The organism is Microbulbifer aggregans, from assembly GCF_020524005.1.
Taxonomy (GTDB): domain Bacteria; phylum Pseudomonadota; class Gammaproteobacteria; order Pseudomonadales; family Cellvibrionaceae; genus Microbulbifer; species Microbulbifer aggregans_A.
Window position 1 is genome coordinate 247229 of record NZ_JAIVKK010000006.1, and the last position, 13599, is coordinate 260827.

At 60.4% G+C, this 13599-nt stretch carries 11 protein-coding genes; 5 read left to right on the forward strand and 6 right to left on the reverse strand.

The features are described from left to right. Positions 1-7: 7 nt before the first annotated feature. The 4 genes from mutL to LC093_RS13180 all read right to left on the reverse strand — a co-directional run bounded on the left by mutL (position 8) and on the right by LC093_RS13180 (position 5422). Entirely contained in the window at positions 8-1891 is a 1884-nt protein-coding gene (mutL, locus tag LC093_RS13165; protein WP_226665457.1) for a DNA mismatch repair endonuclease MutL, read from the reverse strand. Positions 1892-1964: 73 nt separating this feature from the next. After that, a complete protein-coding gene (locus LC093_RS13170; protein WP_226665595.1) occupies positions 1965-3266 on the reverse strand; it encodes an N-acetylmuramoyl-L-alanine amidase in 1302 nt (433 codons plus the stop codon). Between the two features lie 126 nt (positions 3267-3392). Further along, the gene (gene tsaE, locus LC093_RS13175) at positions 3393-3884 is read right to left on the reverse strand and encodes a tRNA (adenosine(37)-N6)-threonylcarbamoyltransferase complex ATPase subunit type 1 TsaE (RefSeq protein WP_226665465.1); all 492 of its coding nucleotides are present in this window, start codon (positions 3882-3884) and stop codon (positions 3393-3395) included. A gap of 2 nt (positions 3885-3886) precedes the next feature. Further along, positions 3887-5422, reverse strand: a complete 1536-nt coding sequence (locus LC093_RS13180) for an NAD(P)H-hydrate dehydratase (protein WP_226665467.1) — start codon at positions 5420-5422, stop codon at positions 3887-3889. 151 nt (positions 5423-5573) lie between these two features. On the opposite strand from LC093_RS13180, the gene queG reads away from it, so the two are divergent. Beyond that, positions 5574-6665, forward strand: coding sequence for a tRNA epoxyqueuosine(34) reductase QueG (gene queG / locus LC093_RS13185; protein WP_319004930.1), 1092 nt, complete (start codon positions 5574-5576; stop codon positions 6663-6665). A 412-nt stretch (positions 6666-7077) separates the two neighbouring features. Here the strand turns inward: queG and orn are convergent, their stop codons facing one another. Then, the gene (gene orn, locus LC093_RS13190) at positions 7078-7620 is read right to left on the reverse strand and encodes an oligoribonuclease (RefSeq protein ID WP_226665471.1); all 543 of its coding nucleotides are present in this window, start codon (positions 7618-7620) and stop codon (positions 7078-7080) included. Positions 7621-7753: 133 nt separating this feature from the next. Here orn and rsgA point away from each other — a divergent pair, with 133 nt between their 5' ends. The 4 genes from rsgA to LC093_RS13210 all read left to right on the forward strand — a co-directional run bounded on the left by rsgA (position 7754) and on the right by LC093_RS13210 (position 12074). Beyond that, entirely contained in the window at positions 7754-8785 is a 1032-nt protein-coding gene (gene rsgA, locus LC093_RS13195) for a small ribosomal subunit biogenesis GTPase RsgA (protein ID WP_226665473.1), read from the forward strand. Positions 8786-8819: 34 nt separating this feature from the next. Beyond that, a complete protein-coding gene (locus tag LC093_RS13200) occupies positions 8820-9629 on the forward strand; it encodes a rhodanese-like domain-containing protein (protein ID WP_226665475.1) in 810 nt (269 codons plus the stop codon). A gap of 248 nt (positions 9630-9877) precedes the next feature. Beyond that, positions 9878-10729, forward strand: a complete 852-nt coding sequence (asd, locus tag LC093_RS13205) for an archaetidylserine decarboxylase (RefSeq protein ID WP_226665478.1) — start codon at positions 9878-9880, stop codon at positions 10727-10729. A gap of 109 nt (positions 10730-10838) precedes the next feature. Continuing rightward, complete coding sequence (locus tag LC093_RS13210) at positions 10839-12074, forward strand: MFS transporter (RefSeq protein ID WP_226665481.1); 1236 nt, start codon at positions 10839-10841, stop codon at positions 12072-12074. A 104-nt stretch (positions 12075-12178) separates the two neighbouring features. On the opposite strand, the gene LC093_RS13215 is transcribed toward LC093_RS13210, so the two are convergent. Beyond that, positions 12179-13573: an HD-GYP domain-containing protein gene (locus LC093_RS13215; RefSeq protein ID WP_226665483.1), complete on the reverse strand. Its 1395-nt coding sequence runs from the start codon at positions 13571-13573 to the stop codon at positions 12179-12181. Positions 13574-13599: the final 26 nt, after the last annotated feature.

Here is a 13599-nt window from a genome sequence, read left to right on the forward strand (position 1 = left end):
ATTCACATCACTGGCCACGCATAAACCACTTATCCATATCTGTAAGTTTAACCTGCGTCCAGGTGGGGCGACCGTGGTTGCACTGGCCGCTGCGCTCGGTGCGCTCCATGTCTCGCAGCAGCGCATTCATTTCCGGAATGGTGAGCTTGCGATTGGCACGCACGGAACCGTGGCAGGCCATGGTGGAGAGAATCTCATTGATCTGGTCACCGATGCGATCACTGCTACCTTCCGCCAGCAGGTCACTCAACACATCGCGCACCAACTGCTCCACCGGCGCCCCGTGCAACATCACCGGCACCTGCCGCACCATTAATGTTTCCGGGCCGCCACGCTGTAACACAAACCCCAGGGAAGTGAACACTTCCTCACGTTCCTCGAAGCAATCTGCCTCGCGCTCACTCACCGCCAGGCTGACCGGAACCAGCAATGGTTGGGCCTGAATGCCACCGGCGGCGTGGGCGGCTTTCATTTTTTCGTAGACGATACGTTCGTGCGCCGCGTGCATGTCCACCACGACCATGCCGTGGGCATTTTGCGACAGGATATAAATACCGTGCAGCTGAGCGACGGCAAAACCGAGCGGTGGCGCCTCACTGTCCGGATCTTGCTCCGGCACATTCCACGCCGGAGCGCTCGCTGGGGACGAAACCGGTGCTTCGCCCACACCGCCGCCGTAGGGTTTGTGTAACTCCCCGTACCCTTGCATCTGCTGCTGGATCCGCTCCGGCGAGCTGCGCTCACCGAACGCGGGGGCGGCAAAAGTACTGCCCGAGGCAGGCGCGGGCGCCTGGGACAGCGACATTCTTTCCTGACCGGAGAACTCACCTGCGGCAATTCCGGAAACCTGGGGCGCCGCCACTTCTCCCTCTTCTTTCTGGCCCGGGCGCACATCGGCAAGCGCGCGATGCAGCGAGCCGAACAGGAAATCGTGCACCAGGCGACTGTCGCGAAACCGCACCTCGTGCTTCGTCGGGTGGACGTTGACATCCACCGACGCCGGGTCCAGTTCCAGGTACAGGACAAACGCCGGGTGGCGGCCGTGATACAGCACATCGGCAAATGCGCGGCGCACCGCGTGGCTCACGACCCGGTCGCGAATGGCGCGGCCGTTTACGTAAAAGAACTGCAGGTCGGCTTGGGAGCGGGAGAATGCCGGTTCCGCAACCCACCCCCACAGGCGCAGGCCGCTGCGCTCGATCTCGATATGCAGGGCATTCTGCATAAACGCCGGACCACATAGCTGCGCAACACGGCGCTCCATTTCCGCACGACTGGTGCCACCGCGCAGGTTGTGAACTCCCTTACCGTTGTGCCGCAGACTAATGGAAACATCAAAGCGCGACAGAGCCAGGCGCTTGATGGTCTCGTCCACCCGATTGAATTCGGTTTTTTCCGTGCGCAGGAATTTGCGTCTCGCGGGCGTATTGAAAAACAGGTCACGCACTTCCACGGTCGTACCGCGCGGGTGCGCCGCCGGTGCCAGCTGGGTTTCCATCTCGCGCCCTTCGGCCGTCACCATCCAGCCCTTGCCGGTGTCGTCGCGACTGCTGGTCAGGGTAAGGCGGGCAACAGAGGAAATACTGGCCAGGGCTTCACCGCGGAAACCGAGGGTCGCAACCGCTTCCAGGTCGTCGAGCGCGTGTATCTTGGAGGTCGCATGACGGGCCAGTGCCAGGTGCAGGTCATCTTTCTCGATACCTTTGCCGTTATCGCGCACCATGATGCGCTTTACTCCACCCGCATCGAGGTCAACCTCCAGCCGGGTCGCGCCCGAGTCAAGACTGTTTTCCAACAACTCCTTGATCACAGAGGCCGGGCGCTCAACCACCTCACCGGCGGCGATCTGGTTGGCGAGTCTTGGGGATAGAAGGCGGATATTATCGGGCATCGAAACTCTTGCTGTGTTGTCCTCTCCGCGGACGCGCCGCGGAGACCTGGTCGGGATGGCGCTGGTTTTCCGCCTAGCTCGACGGAATCGTCAATGTCTGTCCCACGCGGATCATGGAAGTCTGCATTCCGTTGATCTTCTTCAGGGCTGCCACAGAGACGTTGTAGCGGGCGGCAATACCGGAGAGCGTGTCCCCACGGGCAATCGTATGCGCCTTGGCCGCGCCAGTGCCGCGTGCCGCCAATCGGGTACCCGCGGGCGGCCTGGCGTTGAAGTGCGCCACTATACCGTCACTGAGTTTTTCTGCCATGCGCTTCTGGAACGCTGGGTCACGCAACCGGCGCGCTTCCTGCGGGTTGGTGATAAAACCGGTTTCCACAAGGATCGACGGCACGTCCGGCGAGCGCAGCACCGAGAAGTTGGCCTGCTCTACCTTCTTTTTGTGCAGGTGGGTGAAGCTACCCAGCGAGCTCAGCACACTGCCGCCAATATCGAGGCTGGCATTCATGGTGGCGGTCATCGAAAGATCCAGCAGCACGCCCGCCAGCGTATCGTCTTTATCGCCGAGACTCAGGCTACCGGCACCGCCGATCAAGTCGGATTCATTTTCGCGCTGGGCAAGGAAGCGCGCAGTTTCACTGGTTGCTCCACGTGAAGACACCGCATACACACCGGCACCGCGAGCATCTTTGCGGGTAAAGGCATCCGCATGAATGGAAACAAACAGGTCGGCGCGCAATGCGCGACCTTTCTTCACCCGATCCCGCAGGGGAATGTAGTAGTCACCACTGCGAACAAGTTTCGCGGAAAAGCCGTGGTTGGCATCGATCGCTTTATGCAGCTGGCGGGCAATAGCCAGCACGACGTCTTTTTCCCTTAGTCCGCCGGGCCCCAGGGCACCCGGGTCTTCGCCGCCGTGACCGGCGTCGATGGCTATGATGATGTCACGTTCAGTACCCACCTGTTCGATGGTTTTCTCTTCCACCCGGTCGCGGTCATGCAGGTCAATCACAAGGCGATCGGGCAGTTTTTCGTGACGACGCAGGGCAAAACTGCGCGGATTGACCGGCTGCTTCAGGTCCAGCACCAGACGCAGGTCGCGCTTGTCCTTGGTCGCGTAGCGAATACCGGCAATGGGCGTATCCGCAATGGGCAATCCGTCAATAGATGCAGCCAGCTTGGCGCCACTGACATCGATGACCACACGATGGGGACTTTCCAGTGTGAACAGCTTGTGCTCCGCCGGGCCATCCAGGTCGAGCACCAGGCGAGTGTGATCCGGCGCGCGCCACAAGCGCACCCCCTCCACTTCCGCGGCACCTACAGGTAAGGCCACCAATGCTGCCAGCGCCACAACACCCGACAGCCGCGCCATAATCCGCGCTTTCAGTTGCGCCTTGAACCACGCCGGCAAACGTACCCGCATCCCCACTCCATTCATTATTATTGCCCTATCGAAATTTTCGCTGCGCGATCCGTGCCCACCTCTGCCGCGGATCGATTAGCTGTTTTCCGGGAATTCCATGCCCCCAAGCACTGTAGTACCCGCAACAGACAGCGAGTGCAGAACCAGTTTCCGCCCCTGTCCGTCAACGGTTAGGGAAAGCTCCAGGTCAGGCTCCGGCAACACCCCCTCTCCACGCTCAGACCATTCCACCAGACTCAGGTTACCCGGCCCGAAGTAATCCCGCACCCCCATATACTCCAGCTCCTCGGCGTCGCCCAGGCGATAGAGGTCAAAATGATATACCCGGAAGTCGGTAAACTCGTATGGCTCCACCAGGGTGTAGGTCGGGCTCTTTACCGCACCGCGGTGGCCAAATGCCCTGAGCACGCCACGGCTGAATGTGGTCTTGCCAGCACCCAACTGGCCACCCAGAAAAATCACCAGTCCATCGCCGAGGCCACTGTGCTTACAGGCTTCACCCAGCGCTTCACCGGCCGCCACAGTGGCAGCTTCGTCGGACAGGAACAGTGATCGCTCTACACTCATCTTCAATCCACCAGCTTGCGAATTTGCGGCAGCAGATCGGTTGCCAACAGGCCCCGCTGGCCACCGTCTGCGGCGGCACGATCACCAGCCTCACCGTGTAACCAGACTGCGAGTCGCGCCGCTGCCGGCAGCGCCATACCCTGGCCGATCAGCGCGGCAATAATTCCGGTCAACAGGTCACCCATGCCCCCGGACGCCATGCCCGGGTTACCGCTGTTGATCAGGTCCACCCCATCCGCATGTGCAATCAGGGTACCTGTACCTTTAAGTATCACTACGCCACTGAATTTCTGCTGAATCGCCTTGGCGGCAGCTATCCGGTCGGCCTTCACCTCTTCCGCGGAGATACCAAGCAACCGCGCCGCTTCTCCAACATGGGGTGTCAGGATCCAGTCGTCGCGGCGCATCCCCGACAGCACCCGGCCCTCGGCGAGGATATTCAGGGCATCAGCGTCGACCACGAGAGGCACCTCGGCGCGACCTGCCCGCGCGAGCATCTGTTCACTCCAGGGTGTGCGGCCAAGGCCGGGGCCCACTGCGATCACACTCGGCTTTTCCAGTAACGGTTCCAGCTCCTGGCCGGACACCACCGGCCGTGCCATAACTTCCGGACAGCGAGTGAGCGCTGCAGCCACATGTTCCGGTCGGGTGGCCAGCGATACCAGACCGGCCCCGGCGCGGGCCGCGGCCTCGGACGCCATCAGGGCCGCACCGCCGAATCCATGGTCACCACCTACGACCATAACGTGGCCAAAATGGTTCTTGTAACTGTCCGCCGCCCGCACAGTTAACCGCTCCAGGCTGGCGCCGGTATGGCGGGTAACGATAGGCCCCACCCCGTCATAGACTTCAGCGGCCGCACCGAGATTTTCAAATACAAGCTCACCGACCAAGGCCGGGCCGCGCCCCAGATAGAGCCCCGCCTTGCGGCCGATAAAGGTCACTGTTACATCTGCCTGTACCGCGCCACCTTCGGCGGCCGCGCCGGTATCAGCATACAGACCGGACGGCAGGTCCACGGCCAACACCGGTGCCGGCGCCAGATTGATATGGGCTACCGCAGACTGCACCGGCTCCCGCAGCACACCGCTGAAGCCGGTACCCAGCAGGGCATCAACAAGCACGGTTCCCTCTTCCACCAGCGGCATTTCCGCCAGGCTGGTCACCAGTTTCGCCCCTTCTCGCTCGGCATAACCGTAAGCTTCCAGCGCCTCGCCGTGCAGCTTTTCCGCTGGCACCCCCACAAACACAGTCACCGGAATCTGGTTTTGCGCGGCCAGTCCGGCGATCACATAACCGTCACCGCCGTTATTGCCACCACCGCAATACACCTGGATTTCTCGTAGTTGCGGCCAGCGCTGACGCAGACACTCGAATGCTGCACGGCCGGCCCGTTTCATCAGGGTAAGTGCAGGGATCCCCTGCTGGTTGATGACCCGCTGATCCAGTTCGCGTACGGCTTCTGCGCTGTACAGGCATTGTGGAGCCCGGATGGCTGCAGTGGAGGTGATGGCGGGTGTGGGATTCTGGCTATCCATAAATCGGTACTGCTCCCTCTGGTCAGTTCCAGCTGTGGTCAAATTTTAAACTGTGGCAAAATAGCGGCAATTATACCGCTTCAACTCTGTTGCCTCCTGCATGATTTCCAATTCCCCCCAATCTCCGAATGCCAACTGTACCGAATCCGTGATGAGCGAGCTCGCGGGGCAGATTCGCGTGTGGGCACGGGAACTGGGCTTCCAGCAGGTTGGCATTACCGATTGCAATCTTGAACAGCATGGCGAGCGCTTACAGCAGTGGCTCGATGCCGGCTATCAGGGCGATATGGAGTGGATGGGCGCCCACGGGGAAAAACGCTGGCGCCCCGCCTTACTGGAAGAAGGTACCCTGCGGGTGATCAGCGTGCGCCTGGACTACCTGCCACCGGACACGCAGCCGGTAAAAATCCTCAAGGATCCGGAAAAGGCCTACGTGTCCCGCTACGCCAATGGCCGCGACTACCACAAGCTGATTCGCAAGCGTCTGGCGCAGCTGGCACAACAGGTCGACCAGTACTGCGAAGCCCGCGGCATCGCCTCCAGTGGCCGAGCATTCACGGACAGCGCCCCGGTCATGGAGCGCGCGCTGGCCGAAAAGGCCGGGCTTGGCTGGATCGGCAAGAACTGCATGGTGATCAACAGCACCGCTGGCAGCTGGTTCTTTCTCGGCGAGGTGTATACCAACCTGCCACTACCGGTGGATGTGAGCGAGGAGCCGAATCAGTGCGGCGAATGCACTGCCTGCCTGAAAGTGTGCCCCACGGATGCCTTCGTCGCGCCCTACACGCTGGATGCACGGCGCTGCATTTCTTACCTGACCATAGAAAACAAGGGACCGATCCCGCTGGAGTTCCGCGAGCCCATGGGCAACCGGGTGTTCGGCTGTGACGATTGCCAGGTGATCTGCCCCTGGAACAAGTTCGCCAAGCCCACAGGCGAAAAAGATTTCCACCCGAGACACGGCCTCGACAGTGGCGACCTTGTGTCGCTGTTCCAGTGGTCGGAAGATGAGTTCCTGAAGAAAACCGAGGGTTCTGCGATCCGCCGTATCGGCTTTGAGCGCTGGCAGAGAAACCTGGCGGTGGCTTTGGGCAATGGTGAGCCGAATTCGGAAGTGATCGAGGTTTTGGAAAGAGCGCTGGAAGCTTCAACTCCACTGGTCGCGGAGCACATCGAGTGGGCCATTGAGCGGCTGCGCAGCGGGCGGCGGCGCAAGCGGAAGATCAAACGGACCTCAAGGTGAATCCGGCCTCAGCGGCAAGGGTGCTTCGAAGCAAGAGCTATGGCGGAGAAGCACCGGGCATCTGTTTTCAAAACCGGGCTAGGCGCCCCCCTTCAATACATCCCTGTACGCTGCGTCGGCGACGTCCCTGTCGCCGACGCTTTTGAAAACAGATGCCCGCCACTCCTCCTTCAATTTAAATTCCAGCGCTTCGTATGCCTACCGCCCCAAGAGTTATGTTGCCATTTTGTTATCTTACGGAGTACTGCAGCCCAAAGTGCAGGCCGGGTATCGGGTGCGGGGTTTCAGGAGCGTCGCAAACAGGATGTTTGCGCCGCAGCGCCCAGGGATGGGTTTACAGCGGTCCTGAAACCCCGCACCCGATACCCGGCCGCCACAAATCCAGCTTCCAATCCACAAGATCAGAAAGCACTTAACTCATACGAAAAAAGTGCTCGCGATAGTGCTTCAGCTCGTTAATGGAATCATGGATATCATCCAGCGCCAGATGGCTGCTGGTTTTCTTCACACCTTCCAGTACATCCGGTCGCCAGCGTCGCGCCAGCTCCTTCACCGAACTGACATCCAGGTTGCGGTAGTGGAAATACTGCTCTAGTAGCGGCATGTACCTCACCAGGAAGCGACGATCCTGGCCGATGGAATTACCGCACATGGGCGAAGCGCCCTCCGGCACCCACAGACTCAGGAACTCGATAGTCTCCCGCTCCGCTTCCCGCTCACTGATATGTGACTCTTTCACCCGTGCAACCAGTCCGGAGCCCCCGTGCTGCTCCGTATTCCAGTCATCCATCGCATTCAGCAACGCATCGCTCTGATGAATCGCCATTACCGGCCCTTCGGCCAGAACGTTAAGACGGGAATCGGTCACAACAGTCGCGATCTCGATAATGCGCTCTTTCTCGGGATCGAGGCCGGTCATTTCCAGATCGATCCAGATCAGATTATTCTGATCCACAGTATTCTCCTGATTTGCCCCACTCAAATTGCGGGAGCAGGCATTGCGGGTAAATTTGAAAGCTAGGGGCAAGTTACCGCAATCCCCTAGCGATGCAAGTTATAATCCGCCGCTTTCCGCCAGTCGAATCCCCATGAGCAAACGTAAACTGAACCGCCGCCAGCAGTGGCGCATCGCCAAGATCCAGCAGGAGCGGGAAGCCCGTGCGCGCAAGCGGGAGGAAAATCTCGAACAGGCGGATGAAGAAGGGGATCTGGGGACCGAACAGACAGGTCTAGTCATCGCCAACTACGGCACCCAGGTACTCGTCGAAAGTGAGGCCGACGGGGAACTGCGACAACGCTGCCATGTGCGCGCCAATATCGACACGCTGGTCACCGGCGACAAAGTCGCCTGGCGCCCCGCGGTTGGTGAATCCACCGGCGGACTGGGCGTCGTCGGCGCACGCCTGCCGCGACACTCGGAGTTGCAGCGCCCGGATCGTTACGGCGATATGAAAACCGTCGCCGCCAATATCGACCGCATCCTGATCGTCATAGCCCCGTATCCCGAGCCATTCGCCAACGCCATTGATCGCTACCTGGTCGCCGCCGAAACCACCGGCATCCAGCCGTTGTTACTGCTCAACAAAATTGACCTGATCGATGACAGCAATCGCGAAGCCCTCGAAGAACTGCTGCGCCCGTACCCGGAACTCGGCTACCAGGTACTGAAGTTATCCACCAAAACCGGCGAAGGCCTCGATGGCCTGCTCGCCACCCTCGCCCTGGGCACCAGCGTCTTCGTCGGCCAGTCCGGGGTTGGCAAGTCATCGCTGATCAACGGCCTGCTGCCGTCCGCTGCTGCGCGTACCGGCGCCCTCTCGGAAGCAACCGGCAAAGGCACTCACACCACCACCGCAGCGGAACTGTTCCACCTGCCCAGCGGCGGCGATCTGATAGACTCCCCCGGCATCCGCGAATTCGGTATCTGGCATATGACCGAACAGGAACTGCTGGAAGGATTCGTGGAGTTTCGCCCGTTTATCGGCCACTGCCGCTTCCGCGACTGCCGCCACCAGAGTGAGCCAGGCTGCGCCATCCAGGAAGCCCTGGAGCGGGGCGACATCAGCCAACGACGCATGGACAGCTACCTGCACCTGCGCAACAGTCTTGAAAACGAATAAGCCGCGCACATCGGCAATGAGGGAACCCAATACCGTGACTGAAGCACTTCCCCTGATTCTGGAGCCGGAACAGCTGGCCCCACTGCTTGAGCATGAAGAAATCCGCGTCGTCGACCTGAGCAGTTTACAAAACTACCTCGCCGGTCATATTCCCGGCGCCATCGGCCTACCGTTCCAGGCCCTGATGGCGGGCACCCCGCCCGCACCCGGCAAGCTGCCCTCGGTAGAGCGACTAACCGAAGTATTCCGCGCAATCGGCCTCACCCCGGAAACCCACATCGTCGCCTGCGACGACGAGGGTGGTGGCTGGGCCGGCCGCCTGCTGTGGACCCTTGAAGTCATCGGCCACCGCAAATACAGCTATCTCAATGGCGGCATGCTGGCCTGGAAAGGTGCCGGTCTGCCCCTGACTACCGACGATGTCAGCGTCACCCCCAGCGAGATCGACATTGCCATCGCCGCCGATGCACCGATGATCGATGCCGAAGAGATCCAGCAGCGCCTGCAGCAGGGCGACCTGCAGATCTGGGACGCCCGCACCCCCGCCGAACACAGCGGCGAACGCGTGCTGGCCATGAAGGGCGGCCATATTCCCGGCGCCATCAACTGTGAGTGGACCCAACTGATGGACCCCCAGCGGGACCTGCGCATCCGTAGCGATGCCCGGGAACTGCTCGCAGCACTGGGAATCAATGGTTCAAAGGAAATCGCCACCCACTGCCAGAGCCATCACCGCTCGGCATTTACCTGGCTGGTGGGCAAATCCCTGGGGTTCCCGATCAAGGCGTACCCGGGCTCCTGGAGTGAGTGGGGGAATTTGCCGGATACTCCGGTGGAAAACTGAGTCCACTGCCACCGATCACTGGATTCCCGCATGCGCGGGAATGACGAAGAGAAGAATTGGCGCCTTACACCACCTGACGAAGCGCATGAAGTAGATGCGAAGGTCAGGTGCCGGGGCGGGTTTTCAGGAGCGTCGGCAACAGGGATGTTGCCGACGCAGCGTACAGGGACGTATTCACAGCGGTCCTGAAAACCCGCCCCGGCACCTGACCGCCACAGAAATCCAACCAACGGGACCACAAAATCTCAATGCACCCAAATCTGTTTATTTTCCTGCAGTACATCACTCCCCAGCACCTGCTGTCCCGCGCCGCCGGCTGGCTCGCGGAAACCCGCATCGGCGGCATCAAGAACCCGTTCACCCGCTGGTTTGTGGATAAATACGATGTCGACATGAGTGAAGCAGCCGAACCGGACTGCACTGCCTATACCTGCTTCAACGACTTCTTCACCCGCGCCCTCAAAGAAGGAGCCCGCCCCATCGTGGAAGGTGAGAACACGATCGCTGGCTGCGCCGACGGCGCCATCAGCCAACTGGGTGAAATCCACAACGGCCGCATCTTCCAGGCCAAGGGCCAGGACTACAGCCTGCTGGAACTGGTCGGCGGCGACCCCGAAGTGGCCGCACAATTTACCGGTGGCAACTTCGCCACCATCTATCTATCCCCCAAAGACTATCACCGCGTACACATGCCGCTCGACGGCACCCTGCAGCGCATGATCTACGTACCCGGTGACCTGTTTTCGGTAAATACCACCACCGCCGAAAATGTTCCGCGCCTGTTCGCCCGCAACGAGCGGCTCGTGTGTATCTTCGACACCCCGGCAGGTCCCATGGCCATGATTCTCGTCGGTGCCATGATCGTCGCCGCGATTGAAACTGTGTGGGCCGGACAGGTCGCCCCGATCAAACGGCAGGTCCGCACCACCCGCTACGATGAGCAGAAGCCCATCGCGCTGAAAAAAGGTGAAGAAATGGGCCGCTTCAAACTCGGCTCCACCGTGGTACTGTTGTTTGGCGCCGACAAAGTCAAATGGCTCGAAGAACTGGCCGCAGAAACGCCGGTAAAAATGGGCGAGCATTTCGGGGATCTGATTTAATCAAATTGGAGCCCTGCTTAGCCTGAATCAGGACCAATTTTGAAGGGCGCCTCAAGCGCGCCCTTTACATCCCATCAAATGCATCCCATCAAACCTTCAGCCGAGCGCTATGCCAATCGCCCCGCAATTTATCCGTAGTAACCCCAAGCTCGCCTTCTTCGCACTGCTCGCCGTCGCCGCCTCCGGTTTTGGCCAGACGTTTTTTATTGCCATTTTCGGTGGTGCCCTGCGGGAAGAGTTCCAGCTCAGCAACAGCTGGTACGGCGCAAGCTACAGCGCCGCAACCTTGCTGTCCGCGATGGTGCTACTGGGGGCAGGAACCCTGGTTGACCGCTGGACGCTGCGCAAAGCCGCAACCCTGGGCATAATCTTACTCGCCGCCGGCTGCTTGACCCTGGCCTGTGCCAACAGCGCCTGGATGCTTTTGCCCGGGTTTTTCCTGCTGCGCTTTGCTGGCCAGGGGTTTATGACCCATATCGGAATGACCACCGCCGGCCGCTACTTTTCCAGCAATCGTGGCAAAGTCATTGCACTTGCCGCTCTGGGATTCCCTATTGCCGAGGCTCTGTTGCCCACCAGCGGCTCCCTGCTGATTGAGTTACACGGGTGGCGTATCGTGTGGTTTGGGGCTCTGGCACTACTGATTGGATTGGTGCTGCCAACCCTGTTGTGGCTGGCGGGGAATAGCGGCAAGGAAGTCGAAGACTCGAACACCGCGCACAGTGAGAGCGGCGACTTCACCCGCGCGCAGGTCCTGCGTGACCCTGGCTTTTACTGCCTGCTGCCCGCCGCTTTGATGACCCCATTCGTGGTCACCGCGGTACTGTTTCACCAGGGAGCTATCGCCGATGCGCGGGGCTGGTCGATGGCAATGCTGGCGGGCGCCTTTGGCGGCTACGCCACCGGTCATCTGCTCGCCCTGCTGTTCGCAGGCAGCCTGGTAGACCGGTTCGGCGCCCAACGCTGCCTACCACTGGCCTTAACCCCCATGATTGCCGCTCTGGTATTGCTCGCGACCAGTCAGCAGGACTGGGTGCCCTATGCCTACCTCACCCTGATAGGTGTAGCGCAGGCCGGTACCGGCACCGCAGCCAGCGCCCTGTGGCCGGAACGTTACGGCAGCCGCCACCTCGGCGCCATTCGCTCGGTATCTCAGGCCGCAATGGTTTTTTCCACTGCCGCCTCACCGATTCTGGTCGGGCTACTGCTGGATCGGGGCGCCAGTGTCGGCACAGTGGGATTATTGCTCGCGGGACTCGTGCTGGGCGGCAGCGTGCTCGCCGCAACAACCCCACTCACGGGACGGCAGCGGGCTAACGCAGAGGCTATGCCGGAAAGAGCCTAGGACACTATCTTGCCCTCCTTGCCCTCCTTGCCCTCGTGCCTGCTTACCTCGTTTACAGGCCGGGCACGGAGTTACCGCAAGATAGCAAATAGCAGTTGAAAGGATTAACGGCCGGGCAGCAGCCGGGAAAAAATACTCGGCAGGAAGCCCGACATACGTCGCTCGAACAGATACTGATCACGTATCGCAGCCACATCAATCTGCGGGTACCGGCAGGGATCCAGATCCTTGCTCACCGTAACCAGCCCGACCTCTTGCAAGGATTTCTTGCCGCTATTCACCAGCTTCTGTTTCTGGTCATCATCGGCCGCCAGATCAAACAGACGGGGCGGGGCCACCGGCTGCTTGTTCTTATCCAGTACCACCATGACTTTGGGCTTGAGCCTGCGCTTGTAACTCTGCTCAACCACTACCGCTACTTCACCGGTAGACAGTTCAACCTGGGTACCTGTCGGATACAGCCCGATGGACTGAATAAATTCCACTACCAGCTGTTCCTGGAACGCACAGTTGCGCAAGTCATACAGCTGCGCCACAGCCTTGGACGGGGGAACCGGATATTCCGCCCCGCGCGGGTTCGTCGCTTCATCGTAAAAGGTAACAATCCCACACATCCGAGCCAGCACCGGAATCTGCCCACCACGCAGGCCACGCGGGTAACCGCTGCCGTCGTGCTGCTCGCGGTGACAGTGAACAATATTGATCACCGCCTGCTCGATATTCGGGTCAGCTGACAGCAGGCGGACGCTGTTATCAACAAAACGACGATATTCCAGCTCTTCTCGCGGACTGCGGACTTTCGCCTGTAAAACTTCGTCTGCGACATAGAGCTTGCCCACATCCTTGAGCAGCGTTGCCATTCCCAGCTGAACCAGTTCTTTGCGGCGCAGACCGATATGCCGACCGAATACCACGGCCCACACACTGGCCCGAATGGAATGGCTGTACGTGTGCTCATCCTTTTCGCGAACCCGTGCCAGCCAGGAAAACGCATCGGGACTGCGCAGAACACTGTCCACCAGCTGAGTAACCACCTCGCTGACAGCACCTGTGGGCAGCGGCCCGTCAGTGCGTAACTGCACCATTACCTGGTGCATACCGTCAATAATCCGACCGTGCAGCTCGCGGGCCTTGTTCGCTTCTTTTTGCGCCGGTTCGGGCGCAGCGTAGGCATCCCGGCTAATCAGCACGGGTTTACAGTTGATGGCCACGGGCACGCGGCGAGGCTGCCGACTGTCGGGAGCATTGCCCGCCTTAGTCTGCTGTACAGTGGCCGCGCGGGTAATCTTACGCAGGCGCACGCCAACATCGCCCACAGACTTCACCACATCGACATAGACGTAGCGGCAGTACTTCTGCAGCTGCCGAATTTCTTCCAGATCGCGGATATAGAAGCCCTGCAGGGCGAAAGGAGTGCGCGTCCACGGGCGATCCAGGCGCGACACAAACATGCCGCGCTGAAGATCTTCAACGAATACTTTTGCCTGCTCGATCGCCACTGATACCGTGCCGTGTAACCTAGAGA